19 protein-coding genes are annotated in these 19087 nt (G+C 61.2%); 7 read left to right on the forward strand and 12 right to left on the reverse strand.

Annotated elements, in window-relative coordinates:
- Positions 1-5: 5 nt before the first annotated feature.
- The 5 genes from OEG81_RS15030 to OEG81_RS15050 form a co-directional block, all read right to left on the reverse strand.
- The gene (locus tag OEG81_RS15030; protein ID WP_264130086.1) at positions 6-884 is read right to left on the reverse strand and encodes an ABC transporter permease; all 879 of its coding nucleotides are present in this window, start codon (positions 882-884) and stop codon (positions 6-8) included.
- Positions 877-1665: an ABC transporter ATP-binding protein gene (locus OEG81_RS15035; protein ID WP_264130087.1), complete on the reverse strand. Its 789-nt coding sequence runs from the start codon at positions 1663-1665 to the stop codon at positions 877-879. Before OEG81_RS15035 ends, OEG81_RS15030 begins: the two co-directional genes overlap by 8 nt.
- A gap of 73 nt (positions 1666-1738) precedes the next feature.
- Positions 1739-2740: an ABC transporter substrate-binding protein gene (locus tag OEG81_RS15040; RefSeq protein ID WP_264130088.1), complete on the reverse strand. Its 1002-nt coding sequence runs from the start codon at positions 2738-2740 to the stop codon at positions 1739-1741.
- A 71-nt stretch (positions 2741-2811) separates the two neighbouring features.
- Entirely contained in the window at positions 2812-3726 is a 915-nt protein-coding gene (locus OEG81_RS15045) for an NAD(P)-dependent oxidoreductase (protein WP_264130089.1), read from the reverse strand.
- Positions 3726-4139, reverse strand: coding sequence for a carboxymuconolactone decarboxylase family protein (locus OEG81_RS15050; RefSeq protein ID WP_264130090.1), 414 nt, complete (start codon positions 4137-4139; stop codon positions 3726-3728). The genes OEG81_RS15045 and OEG81_RS15050 overlap by 1 nt, the downstream gene beginning before the upstream one ends.
- 149 nt (positions 4140-4288) lie before the next feature.
- Between OEG81_RS15050 and OEG81_RS15055 the strand changes: the two genes are divergently transcribed.
- Positions 4289-5668 (forward strand): MmgE/PrpD family protein, encoded by a 1380-nt coding sequence (locus OEG81_RS15055; protein WP_264130091.1) that lies wholly within the window; start codon positions 4289-4291, stop codon positions 5666-5668.
- A gap of 3 nt (positions 5669-5671) precedes the next feature.
- On the opposite strand, the gene OEG81_RS15060 is transcribed toward OEG81_RS15055, so the two are convergent.
- A complete protein-coding gene (locus OEG81_RS15060) occupies positions 5672-7762 on the reverse strand; it encodes a TRAP transporter large permease subunit (protein ID WP_264130092.1) in 2091 nt (696 codons plus the stop codon).
- A gap of 337 nt (positions 7763-8099) precedes the next feature.
- Here OEG81_RS15060 and dctP point away from each other — a divergent pair, with 337 nt between their 5' ends.
- The 6 genes from dctP (at position 8100) to OEG81_RS15090 (ending at position 13325) form a co-directional block, all read left to right on the forward strand.
- Positions 8100-9023, forward strand: a complete 924-nt coding sequence (dctP, locus tag OEG81_RS15065) for a TRAP transporter substrate-binding protein DctP (RefSeq protein ID WP_264130093.1) — start codon at positions 8100-8102, stop codon at positions 9021-9023.
- A 120-nt stretch (positions 9024-9143) separates the two neighbouring features.
- Entirely contained in the window at positions 9144-9854 is a 711-nt protein-coding gene (locus OEG81_RS15070) for a GntR family transcriptional regulator (protein WP_264130094.1), read from the forward strand.
- Positions 9855-9936: 82 nt separating this feature from the next.
- Positions 9937-10758, forward strand: coding sequence for an N-acyl homoserine lactonase family protein (locus tag OEG81_RS15075; protein WP_264130095.1), 822 nt, complete (start codon positions 9937-9939; stop codon positions 10756-10758).
- Between the two features lie 24 nt (positions 10759-10782).
- The gene (locus tag OEG81_RS15080) at positions 10783-11568 is read left to right on the forward strand and encodes a 3-hydroxybutyrate dehydrogenase (RefSeq protein ID WP_264130096.1); all 786 of its coding nucleotides are present in this window, start codon (positions 10783-10785) and stop codon (positions 11566-11568) included.
- A gap of 48 nt (positions 11569-11616) precedes the next feature.
- Positions 11617-12537: an NAD(P)-dependent oxidoreductase gene (locus tag OEG81_RS15085; protein WP_264130097.1), complete on the forward strand. Its 921-nt coding sequence runs from the start codon at positions 11617-11619 to the stop codon at positions 12535-12537.
- Positions 12534-13325: an SDR family NAD(P)-dependent oxidoreductase gene (locus tag OEG81_RS15090; RefSeq protein WP_264130098.1), complete on the forward strand. Its 792-nt coding sequence runs from the start codon at positions 12534-12536 to the stop codon at positions 13323-13325. The genes OEG81_RS15085 and OEG81_RS15090 overlap by 4 nt, the downstream gene beginning before the upstream one ends.
- 26 nt (positions 13326-13351) lie before the next feature.
- Here OEG81_RS15090 and OEG81_RS15095 read toward each other — a convergent pair whose 3' ends face one another.
- From OEG81_RS15095 to OEG81_RS15120, 6 genes are all read right to left on the reverse strand, one after another.
- Positions 13352-14329, reverse strand: a complete 978-nt coding sequence (locus tag OEG81_RS15095; protein WP_264130099.1) for a Bug family tripartite tricarboxylate transporter substrate binding protein — start codon at positions 14327-14329, stop codon at positions 13352-13354.
- 45 nt (positions 14330-14374) lie between these two features.
- Positions 14375-15256 carry an isocitrate lyase/PEP mutase family protein gene (locus OEG81_RS15100; protein ID WP_264130100.1) on the reverse strand — a complete coding sequence of 294 codons (882 nt, stop codon included), beginning with the start codon at positions 15254-15256 and terminating at the stop codon, positions 14375-14377.
- A gap of 175 nt (positions 15257-15431) precedes the next feature.
- Positions 15432-16202, reverse strand: a complete 771-nt coding sequence (locus OEG81_RS15105; RefSeq protein WP_264130101.1) for an amino acid ABC transporter ATP-binding protein — start codon at positions 16200-16202, stop codon at positions 15432-15434.
- Positions 16199-16849, reverse strand: a complete 651-nt coding sequence (locus OEG81_RS15110; protein ID WP_264130102.1) for an amino acid ABC transporter permease — start codon at positions 16847-16849, stop codon at positions 16199-16201. The genes OEG81_RS15105 and OEG81_RS15110 overlap by 4 nt, the downstream gene beginning before the upstream one ends.
- Positions 16850-16853: 4 nt before the next feature.
- Positions 16854-17705, reverse strand: a complete 852-nt coding sequence (locus OEG81_RS15115; RefSeq protein WP_264130103.1) for a transporter substrate-binding domain-containing protein — start codon at positions 17703-17705, stop codon at positions 16854-16856.
- Between the two features lie 72 nt (positions 17706-17777).
- Positions 17778-18935 carry a trans-sulfuration enzyme family protein gene (locus OEG81_RS15120; RefSeq protein WP_264130104.1) on the reverse strand — a complete coding sequence of 386 codons (1158 nt, stop codon included), beginning with the start codon at positions 18933-18935 and terminating at the stop codon, positions 17778-17780.
- Positions 18936-19087: the final 152 nt, after the last annotated feature.

Raw genomic sequence — 19087 nt, forward strand, 5'->3', positions numbered from 1 at the left:
ATGGCTCAGGTCTGCATGCCCCAGCGCCCGATGGTGCGCCGCTCGACCACCCTGAAGATCAGGTTCTCAACCAGCAGGCCGAACAGGATTACGGTAAGCAGCCCGGCGAATACATTGGGTATGTCCAGCATGTTCTTGTTCTGGAAGATGTACCAGCCCAGGCCGCCGGAGCCTGAACTGGACCCGAACACGAGCTCGGCGGCGATCAAGGTGCGCCACGCGAAGGCCCAGCCTATTTTCATGCCGGTAAGTATGCTGGGAAAGGCCCCCGGAATCAGGATCTTCAGCACGTACTGCAATCGCGACAAGCCATAGTTGCGGCCCACCATGCGCCAGGTCAGGCTGACGGACCGGAATCCGGAGTGCGTATTCAGGGCGACCGCCCATAGCACGGCGTGGATAAGCACGAAGATGATGCTGGCATTGCCCAGCCCGAACCAGATCATGGACAACGGCAGCAAAGCGATGGACGGCAAGGGATTGAACATGGACGTCAGCGTTTCAAGCAAATCCGCGCCCACTCGCGTCGCGCTCGCAAAGGCGGTGAACAGCGCGGCGATAAGCAGGCCGGCCGCATAGCCTTGCAGCAGCAGGGAAATCGACGTCCACGTCGCCGACAGCAGCGTACCCGACGCGATGCCCGAAAAGAACGCCTTGGCGGTCGCCACGAAGGTGGGGAAAAGCAAAGGATTTCCCGACCAGCGGGCATAGGCCTCCCAGACGATGGCCAGAAGGACCAGCATGATGCCCTTGCGGACGGCGCCGTTGTCCAGCAGGCGCTCCCATAAGCCCAGGGGCTTCTCGACGATGCCGAAACCCTTGTCTTCGACGGTGTTGACGATTTCTTCGCGGTAGACCGTCGACCTGGAAAGTGCTTCAGACATGAGCCATTCTCCCTTGCGTTGCGCTCTCTTCGAAAAGCAGCTCTTCGATGCGCTGAGTCAGCAGCTTCCCATCGGGGCCCGTCGCGTCGATGCCGTCGCTATTCAGCTCCGCACGCACCTGGCCCGGATGCGGACTAAGCAGCAGAATGCGGCTGCCTATCCGTACCGCCTCGGGTATGGAGTGAGTAACGAACAGTACGGTAAAACGGGTGTCTTCCCACAGCTGCAGAAGCTCTTCCTGCATTTTGGCGCGCGTCAGCGCGTCGAGCGCCGCGAAAGGCTCATCCATGAGCAGGATGTCCGGCTCCATGGCCATGCCGCGGGCAATGGCCACACGCTGCTTCATTCCGCCCGAAAGCGTATGCGGCAAGCTGTCGGCAAAGCCTGAAAGGTTGACCTTGTCGATGTAGTGCATGGCCCTTTCTTCCGCCGCCTTACGCTCCAGGCGGCCGCTGGCCGTCAGGGCAAATACGACGTTTTCCTTTACCGTCTTCCACGGCAGCAACTGATCGAACTCCTGGAATACCATCACCCGGTCCGGCCCGGGCTTGGCGATTTCCTGGTTGTTCAGCCTGATATGGCCCTCGACAGCGGGAAGGTAACCGCCCACCGCCTTCAGCAAGGTGGACTTGCCGCAGCCCGATGGACCGACAATGACGAAGCGGTCGGAGCGGAAGACATCGAAGCTGACGCGGTAGGTGGCGGTGATCAGGTGGTCCTTCGTGCGATATCGCAGCGTGACACCCTGAACCGACAGCAATGGTGTTGCGGTTTGAACCATGAAATACGGTCTCCAGACATTCTTTCAAGGCAAGCCGCAACCGGCGGCGGCCGGATGCGGCTTGCTCCAGCGATCAGTTTCCTGCGGAAACGGCGGGACCGGGAAAAAAGAGCTCTTCCAGTTTCTCGGGACGATGCTTGATCGACTTGATGTCATTCATGAACTTGGCGTACTTCATGACGTTTTCCGGCTTGGCCGTGTACTTGATCGACGGATCATTCAGTATCTTGACCATTTGGTCGACGGCGCCACTGCCGCCCATCGAGGCGATGAGCACCTTGGCGGCGCCCTCTTTGTCGGCCTTGATCATGTCCTGCGCTTCTTGCAGCGCCGCCACGAAAGCGGCATAGACTTTGGGATTCTCGTCATGAAACTTGGTGGTGGTCGATACCATGGTGAAGGTGGTCGAGCCACCCATGACGTCGTCCGTATTCTGAATGGTGCGTATGCCTTCCGTCTGCTGTTCACGCTCTGCCAGCGGCGACGATGCATAATGCGCGACAATGCTGCCGCCGCCCGATATCAGCGCGGCCGCGGCATCGCCATGCTTCATGCTGACGGTATAGGGATCGAACCGGAACGCCTGGTCCTTGCCATATTTTTGAACCGCATACATCTGCATGACGATGGACGGAATCGATGACTTGACCGACGTTACAGCGATCTTGTCGCCTTCTTTCAGGTCGTCTATGGATTTCAGGTGCGCCGCGCGGGTGTTCAGATACATGGGCATGGAGCTGATGGCCGCCACCCCCTTGACGTCGGCCGTTCCCTTGGTGCGATCCCACAAGAGCAGGAAGGACGGCGGGCCCGCCGAAATAAAGTCGGCCGAGCCCGACAGCAAGGCGTCGATCATGACTGAAGGGCCACCAATGTTGGACCAGTTTATGGTGACTTTCTGACCTGCCTTCTCGGCATGTTTTTCGATGAGCTTGTGCTCCTTCATCACATGAAGGGGTAGAAACCCGAAGCCGCCCGCTCCCAGCGGGATGTTCAGCTTGCTGACTTCCGCGTGCGCGCCCAGGGGCATCAGCCCCGCGACGGCAAGTAAAACCATGCTTGCATGCTTCTTCATTGTCTTCTCCTTTGGTGGTGGTACTGCGCCTCCTGGACTACTTGCCGCCTCTGCCATCGGCAGAGGCAGTGTCATTGCTTTGGAGGTTTGCTTATCTGGATGCCGGCCAGCTGCTCGCTGAGCAGGGCGACGGCGGTATGGTCGGCCTGAGGCCCCAGGACGGCATTGGCGCCCGCCCACAAGTTGCGGCACAGGTCCGCGAAAGGCGCGTTCACGTTGTTCTCGTGGGCGATGCCCAATGCGATGGTCAGGTCCTTGACCATGAGGCTCATGGCAAACCCCGAATCGAACTTGCGCGAAAGCACGTATTGCTTGAATTTTTTCTGCGTGCTGTTGTTCATGCCGGTTGAAACATTGAGCACGTCGACCATGGTTTCCGGATCGATGCCGAAGCGCGACCCGATGATCAGGGCTTCTATGCCGATCAGGAATCCGGCGGACGAGACCAGGTTGTTGAGCGCCTTCATGGCATGGCCCGAGCCTACTTTCCCCGTGGGGATGACACTGCCCAGGGCGTTCAGAATGGGCATGGCGGCATCGATATCGGCTTGCTCGCCGCCCGCCATGATGGTGAGCTCGCCTGTTCGGGCTCTTGGCACGCCGCCCGAAACTGGCGCATCGAACAGTACGACGCCCTGACGGGCAAGCCGTTCGCTGAACGCCACGGTCTGGCTGGGAATGCCCGAGGTCATCTCGATGACGACCGCGCCGGCCCGCAGGCTGGAAGCCAGCCCCTGCGGACCGAACAGGACTTCCTCGACGATGGCGCTATTGGGCAGGATGGTTATGACCACGTCCGACTCTTTGCCCAGGTCGGCCAGCGTTGCCGCCGGTTCGATGCCGTGATCTTTGGCAAAGGCGGCCATGCGATCCGGATTACTGTCGTAGACAGCAAGCTGGTAGCCGTCCTTCAGCAGGCACCCCGCCATGGGTGCTCCCATGGCGCCTATTCCCACAAAGCCGATTCTGGGTGTGGCCCTCGCCATTATTTGGCTCCCGCCTTGTTGCCCTTGGCTTTTTCTTCCGCGATGACTTCCGCGGCGACCTTCATGCCGTCCAGGGCGGCCGGCACGCCGCAGTAGATGGCCACCTGCAGGAAGATCTCCTTGATGTCGTCCTGGCTAAGACCATTGTTCAGCGCACCGCGCACATGCAGGCGGATCTCGTGCGGGCGATTCAGCGCGGACAGCATCGACAGGTTGATGATGCTGCGCGTGCGGCGGTCCAGGCCCGGACGGCTCCAGAGCTCCCCCCAACACCATTCGGTGACCAGCTTTTGCATATCGGCCGTGAAATCGTCCGCGGCGTCCAGGGACTTTTGCACATGCTCGGCGCCGAGCACCTCTTGGCGGTTTTTCAAGCCCTTGGCAAACAGCTCTGTATTGAATTCTTTGCGCATGGTCGTTCTGACTCCTGATTAGAAGGGGGAAATATGAGGCAAAGTATGATGACAGAACTACAATCTGTCAATCATATCGTCATACAATTTAGCCTGTATTTACGGGTATCATATGTCAACCGTCCCACCGACAGGAATGCCACCGACTTATGGAAAACTCAAGGAAAACAGCCCAAGCGAATCCGGTCACCGCGCCGCTGGCGGCCTTCATCGGCGACACCACGTGGGAAAACGTTCCAGGCGGCATTCGCCATGAAATCAAGCGGTCCGTGATGAATTACTTTGCGGTGGCGCTGGCCGGATGCAATGACCCCACCCTGGATATTGCGGTACGGACATATGCGCGCTTTTCATCGGACTCCACCGCCACCCTGGTGGGCCGGCCCGAGCGCATGGACATGCTCAACGCCGCCGCGCTGAATGCCATGAGCGCCAATGTGTACGACTACGACGACACGCATATTCCAACGATCATCCATCCCACATCGCCGGTCGCTCCCGCCCTGTTCGCCTTCAGCCAGGCCCGGCTGCTTTCCGGCAGGGACTTCATGCTGGCCTTCCTGCTGGGCGTGGAGGCGCAATGCCGGATCGGCCTGGCCATATCCCCATTCCACTACGACAGGGGATGGCACATTACCTCGACCTGCGGCGTGTTCGGTTCCGCCATGGCCATCGGCAAGGTGCTCAAGCTGGCGCCCGCCCAGCTCTGCTGGGCGCTGGGCTCGGCGGCATGCCAGGCGGGAGGCCTGGTGGAGTCTCTGGGAACCATGTCCAAGAGTGTCAGCGTGGGCAATGCGGCCCGCAACGGCATGCTCGCCGCGCTCCTGGCCCAGGACGGCTTCGATGGGCCCGCCCGGCCGCTGGAAGGCGTGAACGGTTTTCTTCAGGTGTTCGGCGACGCGCCGGATTTCGACGCCGTGACCCGCGGGCTGGGCCATGATTGGGAGATCAGCAGGGTCGCCTATAAGCCCTACCCCTGCGGCGTCGTGCTCAACCCCGTCCTGGATGCCTGCCTGGCGCTGTCCGGCCGGCTCGACCCCCGCCGCTTCGATGCCATCGAGTCCATCGAACTCACCGGCAACCCGCTGCTGCGCCAGCGCACCGACCGTCCCGGCATCAAGACGGGGCGCGAGTCGCAGGTAAGCGCCCAGCACGCCGTCCCTGTCGCATTGCTGCGCGGCCGCGCCGGCCTGGAGGCCTTCTCCGACGACGCGGTCAGCGATCCGAAACTTCGCGCACTGGGGTCGCTGCTGCGATTCCACGACGATGAGGCGTATTCGATAGACAGCGCCAAAGTGGTGCTGCGTTTCCGGGACCAGACTTTCGACCAGGAACATGTGCAAGCGGCGCGCGGCTCGCTTCAGCGACCCTTGACCGATGACGAACTGGAAGCCAAGCTGCGCGACCTGTGCCGCTACGGGCGTTCCAGCTGCGATGCCGGCCGGCTGATCGATGCCGTCTGGAACATGGAAGACGCCGCCGACATGGGACGCCTGGCCAGGCTTGCCCAGGCACCCAACCCGGCATGAGTCTTATTTTGCCTGCTGCGGAAGCCACAATACGATGTCGGGGAACCCATAAAGTATGGCCAGGAACACCAGCATCACCGCAACGAATGGAAGCACGCCCAGGGAGATCTGTACGAAGGTCACTTTTCCGCTCATGCTGCTCAGAACGAAAAGCACCATGCCCAGGGGCGGCGTGATCAGACCTATCTCTATCATCAGGACAAGGAAGATGCCGAACCAGATCGGATCCATGCCCAGCGCCATGGCGATTGGAAAGGTGACGGGCAGCGTCATCAGCATCATCGCGATCGATTCGATGAACATGCCCAGCACCAGATAGACCATGGTCATCAGCACCACCACCAGCCACGGCTCCAGGCCGGCATGGGTGATCAGGGCGACAATCTCGCGCGGCAGCCGGATGTAATCGAACACCCAGCTGAATATCGATGCCCCCACGACAATCAGCAACAGCATCGCGCTGACCTTGGCGGTATCCAGGGCGACGGCGAACAGCCCGCCCACGTCGATCTTCTTGCGCACCAGGCACAGGACATAGGCCGCGAGCGCGCCGATGGCGGCGGCCTCGGTCGGCGTGGCGATGCCGGCGTACATCGACCCCAGGACGACGAAGATGATGGCGGCGAACGGCACCATCCCCGTGGAGCTGACCAGCTTTTCCTTCAGGGTATAGGCGCGCGCGACGGGCGCCGACCCGCGCCAGCCCAGAGCCCAGACCAGAGCGGTCAGCATGAACATGGACATCAGCATCAGGCCGGGCAGCACACCTCCCATGAACAGATGGGTCACCGATGCCCCGACGGTCGTGCCATAGATGATCATGGGAATGCTGGGCGGTATCAGTATGCCCAGGGTGGCGCCGGCCCCTGTAACGCCGTAGGTCAGGCGCGGGCTGTAGCCGCGCTCTATCATTTCTGGGCACGCCACTTTACCCAGGGTGGCCGCGGTGGCGATGCTCGAGCCCGACACGGCCGCGAACACCGCCGACGCTCCCGCGCTGGCATGCGCCAAGCCCCCCGGCGTGCGCCCGAACCAGCGAACCAGGGAATCGAACATTCCGGCGACGATGCCGCTGCGCAGCAGCAGCCCGCCCATGAAGATGAACATGGGCACGGCCGACAGCGTGAAGGTGTTGGTGCTGCTCCAGGCCCGCTCCGCCAGCAAGGACAGCTGCGGCCTGGACAGCAGGAAGTAGACCCCGAGCGTCCCGACGAGCCCCAGGGCGAGCGCTATCCGGACGCCGAACAGCAGCAGGAAGATCATGGAGATCACCAGCAATACCCCGACCATGGCCAGGGACTCGCCGCGCATCAGCCCGTACAGCAAGGACAGCGCCCCCAGCAGGACCACTGTATGAAGCATGGTCCGCCAGCCGCTCCATGCCAGCATGCCCAGCACCATGAACAGGGCGATCGCCATGGTGCCCCAGTCGTGGCGATTGCCGAATGCCGGCACGCTATGCCGGCCCAGGCCGAGCAGCGCCGCCAACAGCAGCAGGGCCAGCATGGGCAGCGCCCATCGGCGCAGCGCAGCTCGCGGGGGCTTCAACCGGTAGATATCGATAAGAATGGCCAGCGCATAGACCAGCAGGCCCACCGACACGGACAGTTCGGGAATCCACTGCGGCGTGGAAAGCAGGCCCCAATCCCGCGTGCCGTTGAAGAACTCCCTGGCATTGAAGGAGGCCATCTGCCATGCCGACATCAGGACGCAGAACAGGCCCACCCATTGGCAGATGAGTTCGACCTTGCGTCGGCTCTCCATGGAAAGCCGGTCGACCCATAGCTCGACCTGGACGTGGCTGTTGCTGCTTTGGGCAATGCCCAGGCCCAGGAAGACAACGGCCACCAGCAGATAGGTCGAGATCTCGGTGGCCCAGGAGGTCGGCGAATTGAACAGCGAACGAGATCCGATCTCGTAACACATGATCAGGGCCATGGCCAGCAAGGCCAGGCCGGCCAGTATGCCGCTTGCCCGCACAATGCCTTCCGCGGCGCGTACCGCACTGAAATCGTCGCCTCTGGACAAGGGATACAGCGATGCGGCGGCCGATTCGGCCTGCGACGCATTACCGCCGGGGTTCGTTGCTGTCATGGCGTCTCCTTATCGGCGATGCTGCCGGCCATTGCTGTTTTTAGAGGTATATTGTATTATCGAATTATGGAATGACGATAATATAATATCTGCCTCGCATCAATCCCCATCGACCCCGCCTGCGGCGTGGACAATCGGCACGGCGACATTCCATTCCAGCCAAAAAGCATTCAATACGGAGAAGACAATGAAGCGCCTATACCAGCACACCGCTGTACCGCAGTCACTGTCAAATGCTTGCAAGCAAAGCTTTGCACGCACGTTTGCACATGCCGCGCTATGCATTGGCGGCCTTTTCGCCGCCTCTCCCGCCGTCGCGCAAGAATATGACCTGACGATGTCGGTCATTGTCTCGCCCGGCGACGGCTATTCCATACTGACCCAATCCGTACCCGAACGCGTTCGGAAAGCCACCAACGGAAAGGTCAAGGTAACCGTCAGCGATTCGCTGGTACCGGCGGCCCAGATTGCGACGGCCATCCGCGAAGGACGCGTCGACATGAGCGCCGCCCTGCATACTTACCTGGCCGCCGACGAACCGCGCATGGGCATATTCAATCTGCCCGGCCTGATCAATAACGTCCAGGAATACAAGAAAGTGGGCGATGCCTTCTGGTTCGAGGACACCAAGAAGATCTGGAAGGAAAAATGGGATGCCATCGTGCTGGCAAACGGCGTATGGTGCACACAGCAGCTCTTCTCGAAAGAACCCATCAAGACGCTGGCGGACTTCAAGGGCAAGCGCTTGCGCGTGCACAATCCGCAGACGGCCGAAGTGGTGAACGCCCTGGGCGGAAAGCCGGTTCCGCTGCCGGTTCCCGAAATCTATCCGGCGCTGGAACGCGGCGTGATCGACGGCCTGTTCACGTCGACCTGCGTGGGCAACGCCCTTGAATACTGGCGCCTTGCCAAAAACGTTCAGAACTGGAGCCTGGGCCCCGTGAACGGCTGGGCAATACTGGCTAACCCGGCCAGCTGGAACAAGCTGCCGCCCGATATCCAGAAGCAGGTCGCGGGCGTCATGAACGAAATACAGGAAGAAGCCTTCTCGCGCCATAGCGAGTTCGTCGGCAACGCCAAGAAGAAGATGGAGTCCGAAGGCGTGACCTTCTGGGTTGCTCCGGACTCGGAACGCGACAAGCTGATGCAGCCCAAATACATCGGCCCCTCTTATGATGCCTGGTACAAGCGCGCCAACGCGGTGGGCTTCGATGGCAAGGCATATATAGAGAAGGTGCGCAGCGTGCTGAAAAATCAATAGAACGGCTTGAAAAGCGGCGGCTGGACTAAACTGGTGTTCACTCACGTTCCGGGAAGGGAAGATACATGCCCGGAGCGTGCCCACCTTTTTAACATTCGCTAATAAGACAGAGAAACCCCCATGAAGCCAGAAGAAGCCGACGATGATTTCAAGGTGCATCGTGTTGCAGCGGTACTGCGCCATAGTGTGACCGAAAGCATACGTAACGCTATCCTGGCAGGCCGCTTCCAACCTGGAGAGCGCCTGCCGGAGCGCGAGCTGTGCGAGATGACCGGGGTCAGCCGCACCCTGGTGCGCGAAGCGCTGCGCCAGCTTGAAACCGAGCGGCTGATCAAGGTCATTCCACATCGAGGACCTGTCGTCGAGACCATCACCCCCGGGCAGGCGGACGGCATCTACAGGGTTCGCGAAGAACTCGAAGGCCTGGCCAGCCAGCTGTTTGCCGAGCGCGCGACGCCTGAACACCTGAAAGCCTTGAAGCAGGCCTACACGGATCTTCGCGCATCGCACACCAAGGACGATCCCTTGAGCCAGCTGAAGGCCAAGAATCATTTTTACCGCTGCCTGCTCGATGGCGCGGGCAACGAAGCGCTGTCGAACACACTGCGCCTGCTGAACTCGCAAATCATGTTGCTGCGCTCGATGTCCATGGCGGCGCCGGGGCGCGCCAGCAAGAGCCTTGCGGAATTGGGCGACTTGCTGAAGGCCCTGGAGGCCAAAGACGAGAAGGCCGCACGCAAGGCGGGAAGCCGGCATGTCCGAAACGCCTCGGCCGTGGCGATCAACCTGCTTCGCCAGCAGGATGAGAAAACCGTCCGGAAAAAGGCCTGACGGCCTCTTCCGGCCGTCCATAGCAACAAGACCGGATAGCGGCATGTCGGCCCACGATTGAAAAGGATTCGGAGACAAACCCATGGATGCCCAAGGTACCGCCCCATTTGAACTCTATGCCATCAGGTACGCCCGCCATGGCGGGCGCAAGGCGCACGACAACTATATCGGCGCGGTGGATTTTCACGATGCCGAGTCGGACCTTGATTATTACGTATGGGTGGCGCGTCGCGACAGCGAAGTCTATGTCATAGACACCGGCTTCGAGGAGCCGTCGGCGCGGGAACGCGGACGCGAACTGCTGATGCCGGTCCAGGACGGCCTGGCGCTCGTCGGCGTGGATGCGAAGGAAGTCGGCCACGTCATCATCACCCATTTGCATTACGACCACGCCGGCACGCTGGACCGCTTTCCCAAGGCCCGGTTTCACATCCAGGATGCCGAACCGGCCTATGCCACAGGCCGATGCATGTGCCATCCGGCCTTGCGCCAGCCCTTCAATGTGGAGGACATCGTCAGTTTCGTGCGCAAGCTCTATGGCGGCCAGGTGGAGTTCCACCGCGGCGATACCGAGCTGGCTCCCGGCTTGACACTGCATCTGGTCGGAGGCCATACGGCCGGCCTGCAGATCGTCCGGGTCTGGACCCGGCGCGGCTGGGTGGTGGTCGCCTCCGACGCCACCCATCTGTATGGCAACATCGAGCGGCAAGTGCCCTTTCCCGCCGTCTACAACGTAGGCGACATGATGGAAGGCCACAAGCGGGTGCGCAGCCTGGCCGATTCGCCCCGCCACATCATTCCGGGCCATGATCCGCAGGTCATGCAGCGTTATCCGTCCCCCTCGCCCGAGACCGCGGGAAAAGTGGTCAGGCTCGATGTGGCACCCAGCAACCCCGCCGAATGACAGGCATCCGGCCTGCCCCTTTCCATGATGCTAGAAGACAAATGCGCCCTGATAACCGGGTCCATACGCGGACTCGGCTACGCCATCGCCCAGGACCTTGCCATGGCGGGATGCCATATCGTGCTGCACGGACTGGAGCCCGATGAAATCGCGAACGATGCCGCCGACACGCTGCGCAAGACGTCGGGGCGCGACGTACTGCTCAGCCGGGCCGACCTTGCACGGGTCGACCAGATCGAGGCATTGATGCATGCGGCCGGACGCCAGTTCGGCAATGTCGACATCGTCGTCAACAATGCCGTGGTCAGGCACTTCTCGCCAGCCGAAGAACTGCCGGCCGCGCATTGGGACGAATCCATCGCCGTGAACCTGTCCGCCGCTTTCCATACCAGCCGGCTCGCCATACCCGGAATGCGGGCCCGCGGCTGGGGCCGCATCATCAATATGTCTTCCGTTTACGGTTCATCGGCGGCGGTCAATCGCGTGGGCTATGTCACGACAAAAACCGGGCTTATCGGCATGACCCGCGCCATAGCCCTGGAAACAGCCGCCAGCGGCATCACCTGCAATGCGGTCTGCCCCGGCACCGTCCCCACGCCGGCCATCCTGGAGCGCATCGCCGGCATGGCCGCCAAAGCGGGCGTATCGCAAGAGCAGGCCACCCACGATTATCTGGCCCAGCGCCAGCCGACCGGCCGGTTCGTCGCCATGGAGAGCGTCGCCGCCCTGGTCCGTTTTCTGTGCAGCGACGCGGGGCGGGACGTCACCGGTTCGGTGCTTCCCATAGACGGCGGCTGGACGGCTGCATAGATCCGTTTTGACGATCAACGATTGAATCGAAAGAAGCAAGGAGCAGACATGAACGAAGCAGCAAACAATCGCCTGGGTTTCGTAGGGCTGGGAAAAATGGGCGGGCCTATCGCCGGCCGCCTGATCGACGCAGGATATGAACTGATCATTTGCGACGCCAACCAGGACGCGCTGGCTCCGCTACTGGAAAAAGGCGCGGTCCGGGCCGATACGCCCAAAGCCGTTGCCGACCAGGCCCCCGTCGTCCTGATCTCGCTGCCTACGCCCGATGTCGTGGCCATGGTCGGCCTGGGCGAGAATGGGCTGGCGGAAGGCGGCGCCGTACGCACGGTCATCGACTTGTCCACGACCGGCCCCGGCGTGGCGAAGCAGCTGGCCCAGGGGCTGGCCGACCGCTCCATCGCCGTCATAGACTGCCCGGTCAGCGGCGGCGTGGCCGGAGCGACCAAGGGCACGCTCTCCCTGATGGTGGCCGGCGACAAGGAGCGGGTTAAGCAGGTCAAGCCCATACTGGATCACCTGGGCAAGCAGATCTATGTCGGCGCCGAGCCCGGCATGGCGCAGACCCTGAAGGTCATCAACAACCTGGTGTCGGTCACCGCACTGGTCGTTACGTCGGAAGCGCTGGTCATGGGCACCAAGGCGGGACTGGACGCCGATATCATCACCGAAGTGATCAACGCCGGCTCGGGCCGATCCAACGCCTCTGAAGTAAAGATTCCCAACTTCGTGCTGTCGCGCACGTTTGATTTCGGCTTTTCCGTCGGCTTGTCCGCCAAGGACGTGCGCCTGTGCATGGAAGAGGCCGACAGCCTGGGCATACCCATGCCCGTCGCGCAATCCGTGCGCGCCTTCCTGAATTCCGCCGCCGACAAGCTGGGCTACCAGGCCGACATGACGGAAATGATACGGGTGATCGAAGATCAGGTCGGCGTCGAAGTCCGCGGCAAGGCGGCCAAGCAGGCATGACGGATCGCCGGACCGCTGTGATCACCGGCGGTGCCAGCGGCATCGGCCGGGCATGCGCGATCCGTTTTGCGAAGGAGGGCTGCGCCGTCGCCATCCTGGATGCCGATAAGTCCAAAGGCGCTGAAACGGCGCGGCATATCGTCCGTGGCAGCGGGACTGCCCGGTATTATCCTTGCGATGTGGCCAACCGGGTGGAGATGCAGCAGGTGGCGGCAACCGTGCAACGCGAGATGGGCCCCGCCGACATCCTGGTTACCTCGGCCGCGTTGATTCCCAATGCCGAATCGATACTGGACATGGATATGGACCGCCATGATCGCATGTGGCAGGTCAATTACCATGGAACCCTCCATGCCTGCATGGTTTTCGGACGCCAGATGCGCGAACGCGGCCAAGGCGCCATCGTGACGGTGGGCTCCATCAACAGCATTCTGCCCCTGCCGCTGCCCGCCTACAACCCGGGGAAAGCCGCCATCCAGCGTCTGACGCAGTTGCTGGCGGTCGAACTCGGGCGCCATGGCATCCGCGTCAATTCGGTGGCTCCCACTTATGTGCTGACCGAAGGCCTGCTAGCGAAGATCGAGGCGGGCCAGCGCGATCCGGCGAAAATCATGGGCGCGCATGCCCTGGATGCGCTTCCGGACGCCGACGACATTGCGCAAGCCGTGGCTTTCCTGTGTTCGGAATCCGCATCGAAAATCACCGGCGTGCTGCTTCCGGTGGACTCCGGGTGGGCCGCCGCCGTCAGCTACAAGACTTATGCCGGCGGCGTTCCCTGGGATGCATAAGGCCTGAGCGCCGTCAGGCCCCGGCCCTACTTGCTTTTCTCGGCGAACACCGAGGGCGCCGCCGCATCGATGATCTTCTGATCCTGCGCCACCTGCTTTGCAAACTCTTCCGGCGAACTGCCCACCGGCGACAGCAGCAAGGGCTTCAGCACTTTCAGGACCTCGGGCGCATTGGCCGCCTTGTGGAAGCCATCGGCGATTTTCTTCTTGACGTCCTCCGGCGTTCCGGCCGGTGCAAACACCCCGTACCAGTTATTGCTGAACTTGACGTCACTCATGCCGGCTTCCGCATAAGTGGGAACATCGGGCAGTTCCGGAAGGCGCTTGGCGGCGCTGACCGCCAGTATCTTCAGGTCTCCGGACTTATGGGCCGACAGTACGGACGATGTGCCGGTCACCAGCGAGGTAACGTGCCCGCCGATGACGTCGCTCACCGCCGCCGAAGTGCCCGCGTAACGCACATTGGTCACCTTGTCGTTCAAGCCCAGGGAAGACATCAGGCCGGTTCCGACCATCAGCGTGAACGGCTCGCCGCTGGCCCAGCTGCAGTTGTTCGCCTCGTTGGAGCAGTGGCGCTTGTAGTCCGCCACCGTATTGATGCCGGTTTTGCCTTTCACCACGATGGCGGTGGGGCCGGTCGCCATCATGGTCACGGGCGTCAATTGCGTCAGCGGATCGACCTTGAGCGATTTGTTGGTGTGCTTGAGCATGGCAATGGCGGGAATGGACACCAGCAGGGTGTAGCCGTCCGGCTTGGCCCTGATTGTGTCATTGGTGGCGATCAGGCCGTCCGCCCCGGGCTTGTTCTCGACCACGACGGTTTTTCCCCACTCCTGGGACAGGTAGCGGGCCATGGCGCGGGACACGTTGTCGCTGCCGCCGCCTGGGGAATAGGGCACGATGATGACGACGTTCTTCTCCGGAAACTTCGTCGCGTCCGCCTGTGCGTTCGCTCCCATCGCAAGGGCCAGGCCCAATCCCAGGGTCAGTTTGGTCAGCTTCATTTGTCTCTCCTGTTTGTGTGTTTTGCTGATGAAGTATGTCGGCGCCTAACCGGCGTCGGCGAATTTGCGTTCGATCGCCACGGATTCCTCCAGGCCCACGAATCGGTTGAAATCCTGGAATGAAGTGATCCGGTCGGCAATGACGTTTGTGGAGCAGCCCTTATGCATGAAGGTTTCCATCATTTCCTTTACCGCCTTATGCATCGCGAACATGGGCTCTATCGGGCAGATCGCAAACGAGAAGCCCAACTCGTGCACTTCGTCCAATGAAAGAAACGGCGTCTTGCCGGACCGGGCCATGTTGAAGAGTATGGGCTTGCCCAATGGTTTCAGCCGGCGCCCGATTTCACGCAGTTGATCCATGCTTTCGGGGGCATCCACGTAAAGTCCGTCGGCGCCCTCCTCGGCATAGGCTTCCAGCCGGTCCAGCGCATCCTCCAGGCCGTTCACGGCCACGGCGTCGGTACGGGCGACGATGAAGAAGTTGGGGTCGCGCCGCGCCTCCAGCATGGCGCGCAGCTTCAACCGCATTTCCTGTTTTGGAATCAGCTGCTTCCCGGCGAAGTGCCCGCATTTCTTGGGCAGGGCCTGGTCTTCGATGTGCAGGCAGGAGGCGCCCGCCTCTTCCCAGAGCTCCATGGTTCTTTGCACGTCGAGGATGCCGCCGTAGCCGGTATCGGCATCGGCGAAGACGGGAACGGTCGAAGCCCGGCAGATGCGGCGGATATGCTCGAACATCTCCGTCTGGGTCAACAGGCCGATGTCCGCCTTGCCGATAAGGACGGCGGACGCGGCGAACCCGCTGACAAACAGGGCGGGCGCCCCGGCCTGCTCGGCCAGCTTTGCCGTAACGGCATCGTGCGCGCCCATGCAGACGAAGGGCCCTTTGTTGAACAGTTCGCGGAATTCGGCCGAACGTGGATTCATCTTGTCTCCTGGATTGTCGATGTGCCTGTACAATCCCATGAAATCGGGAATACAAGCAGTCAATAATACAATCCTATAGGATTCCGCAATAGAGCGCAAGAATGAAAATGCGGGGCGAACGGCCGGAAAACCGTTGCAGCCCCGCATGGCAAGCGAATAAAAGGAGCGTGCGCCCTTATCCTATCCTTCCCAGGAACCGGCCGATGCGCTCATTGGCCTGATCGGAGAAGAACTCCCGGGGACCGGTATCGTTCAAGATGACGCCATCTTCCATGAAGACCACACGGTCGGCCGCCTCTTTCGCGAAACGCACTTCATGCGTCACCACAAGCATGGTCATGCCCTCATCGGCCAGGCCGCGCATGATGGTGAGCACTTCATCCCTGAGCTCGGGATCCAGCGCGGAAGTCGGCTCATCGAAGAATATGACTTCCGGATCCATGGCCAGCCCGCGCGCAATCGCCACACGCTGCTTCTGCCCGCCGGACAGTTTGTTGGGATAATGTTCGCCCTTGTGCGCCAAGCCCACCCGGTCCAGCAGTTCCATGGCTCGATGCCGGGCCTGCGCCTTTGCGATTCCCTTCACGCTCAGCATGCCTTCCATGACGTTCTCCAGCGCTGTCTGGTGAGCGAACAGATTGAACGACTGGAAAACCATGGCGGTCTTGCGGCGTATATCGCGTATGGCGCGGCGCTCCGGCCTGCCCAATGCCTGGCCGGGCGCCAGATCGACCCGGCTTCCCACCACCTCCACCGATCCGGAATCCGGGGTTTCAAGGAAATTGAGCGAACGCAGCAGGGTGGTCTTGCCCGACCCGGATGGGCCCATGATGACGACCACCTGCCCCCGTGCCACATCCAGGTCGACGCCACGAAGCACCTGGTTGGCCCCGAAGCTCTTTTCCAAAGCGCGGATGCGCACGGCGCATGAATGTTCTGGGTTCATAGATACCGTCCCGCAAATCTGCCTTCAAGGTAAGTCTGGAGTATGGTCAGAAGCTGATTGATGACCCAATAAATAATGCCCACCGTCAAGAACATCTCCATGTAGCGGAAAGTGGTCGCGCCGACCTGATCGGCGACGCGGGTCAGCTCCACCACGGTGACCGTCGATGCCAGCGAAGTGTCCTTGACCAACGCAATAAGGCGGCTTCCGACGGTGGGAATGGCGATCACCAGGCCTTGCGGCAGGATAATGCGCTTCATCGCCGTCCAGTGCCCCATCCCCATGGACATTGCGGCTTCCCATTGCCCGCGGTCCACAGCCAATATTCCCGCCCTGAAGTTTTCGCTGAGGTAGGACGCGGCAAACAGCGTCAGGGCGGTAATGGCGGACGAAACCGGATCCAGCGCGATGCCCACGGAGGGAAGGCCGAAATAGATAAGCAGCATCTGGACCAGAAGCGGCGTACCCCGGAAGACCGATACATAGCAGAACGCCAGGTAGCGGAGCGCCCGATAACGGGAAATCCGGGCAAACGCTATCATGAGACCCAGTATCGAGCCCAGGATGAACGACACCGCCGCGAGCATCACAGTCATCGCCAGAGCGCTCTTCAGCATGGGAAGCGCCCGCATGAACAACTCGAACATGGCGTCAGTCCTTGGCCGCGGCTGCTTCAGCCTTGGCTTTTGCGATGGACTCCATCATTTTGTAGTCCTCTCCCACGAACTGCGCGCTGAGGCGCGCAACGGTGCCGTCCGCCAGCATGCTCTCCAGCGCCTTGTTCACAGCGGCAAGCAATTCGGGCTGATCCTTGGCCAGGCCGGCCGCAGCCAGCTGGTAGGTCAGAGGTTCGCCGACCTCTTTGGTGGGGACCTTGTTTGCCTCGGCGTACCGCATTCCGCCAAAGTGCGAAATGATGACGGCATCGATGCGGCCGATGGCAAGATCGTTGAAAATCAGCGAGCCGTTATCGTATGTGCGAATGTCGGACTCCCGCAGATTGGCACGCGACCATGTCTCGTTCGACGAGCCTGAGGACACGCCTACGCGTTTCCCGGCCAGGGTGGCGCGGCTGACGATATCCGTATTGTTCTTGTGCACAAAGATCCGGAACTGCTCCACGCCATACGGCACCGAGAAATCGATCTGCTTCATGCGCTCGGCGGTGGGAGTCAGGTCGTTCATGACCAGATCATATTTCCCCGTCTTGAGGCCCGAAACGAAATTCTTGTATGTATCGGCGGTGAATACGACCTTGGCGATGCCCATGCGCTTGGCCAGCTCGCGGGCCATGGCCACGTCGTAGCCCGTAGGCTTGTTGTCGTCGCCCAGCATGCTCCAGGGCGGGCTGGTCTGCGTGTTGGCAATGCGGATAAGCTGCTCGGACTTTATCCTTTCAAGGCTGTCGGCCGCGACGGCCAGCGAACTGAACGCAATGCCCAGGGCGCATGCGGCGGCCACCATCAAGCGTGTGGCAATACTGCTGGAAATATTCGTGTTCATCGTCGTCTCCTCGTTGGTCGTTTACGTTGGGGCCTGCGGCCGACCGTTTCCGAAGCCCCGGAAATGAAGCTTTCAGCCCATGCATTGGCGTTCGAACTGCCGCAGGGCGTCAGCCAGATCATCGATGAGCGCCTGTGTCGGCTCCAGCCCGATCGACAGGCGCACAACGGGCTGGTCCGTCTTCGAAAAGGCCCGGCCCTTCTGTATTGCCGCCGGGTAGAACGCGGCCAGGCTATGGACGCCCCCCCAGCTTGCACCGATGGAAAAATGCTTGAGCGACGCAAAGAAAGCAGAAAACGCCTGCTGCGGCGCGGGCTTGAGGATCACGGAAAACAGGCACCCTCCCGGCGAAAAATCCCTCTTCCATACTGCATGGCCCGGATCGCCGGCAAGCGGAGGAAAAAGCACTTTGTCGACCTGCGGATGGCTTTGCATCCAGGCGGCCACCTCCAGTGCGCTCCGGCTTTGCGCGTCGTACCGCAGGCGCAAGGTTTCCAAGCCCCTCAGGACCAGGAAACAATCCTCGGGACTGGCCTGCTGGCCCATGATGCTCTGCGTTTCGCGCAGCGTTTCATAATGCCCATGATCGCGCATGGAGATCGCGCCCAGGAGCACATCGGAATGGCCGCCGAAGAATTTGGTGGCCGCCTCGATACTCAGGTCCACGCCCGCCTGAAGCGGCTTGAACGCCAGTGGGGAAGCCCAGGTATTGTCCATCAGCGTCATGACCGAATGTTCTTTGGCCGCGGCGACGATAGCCGGAATGTCGGGCATCTCCATCGTTACAGTGCCCGGCGCTTCCAGGCAGATCATGCGCGTATTGGGCCGGATGAGCCGTTCGATATCCGCGCCGATGTCCGGTGCATAGATCTCAACTTCCACCCCGAACGAGGCCAGCCATTGGCGGGCGAACGTTTGCAGGGCGCCGTAGCTGGCGGCGGAAATCAGGAGATGATCGCCGCCCCGGATGAAACCCATGACAGCCGTACAGAGCGCGGACTGGCCGGAAGGCGTCGCAACACAATAGCCTCCCCCTTCAAGGGCCGCGATATCCCGCTCCAGCCGGCGAGCGGTGGGGGTGCCGGTTATGCCGTAGCTATAGCCGCCGGGCTGGCGCTGCTTGCGATCGACAAAGTCCTCGAGCGTATCGAACACCACGGTGGAACCCCGGTATACGGCGGGCGACAGGCTGTTGAAATTCTGGTTGAGGTCGGCGTGGGGGTCGTTCATGCTGCATTCCTTTTCAAGTGTCGAAAAAATTACAACATGCACCAACTATTTGGTCTAATGACATTAATCGCCTACATTATTCGCTGAGGTTATGGGATATTTTCTGGTTAACACCTAGTTTCCGGCCCTGGCCCCAAGCTCCCGAATACTGG

Origin of the sequence: Pollutimonas sp. M17, from assembly GCF_025836975.1 — a bacterium.
Classification (GTDB): domain Bacteria; phylum Pseudomonadota; class Gammaproteobacteria; order Burkholderiales; family Burkholderiaceae_B.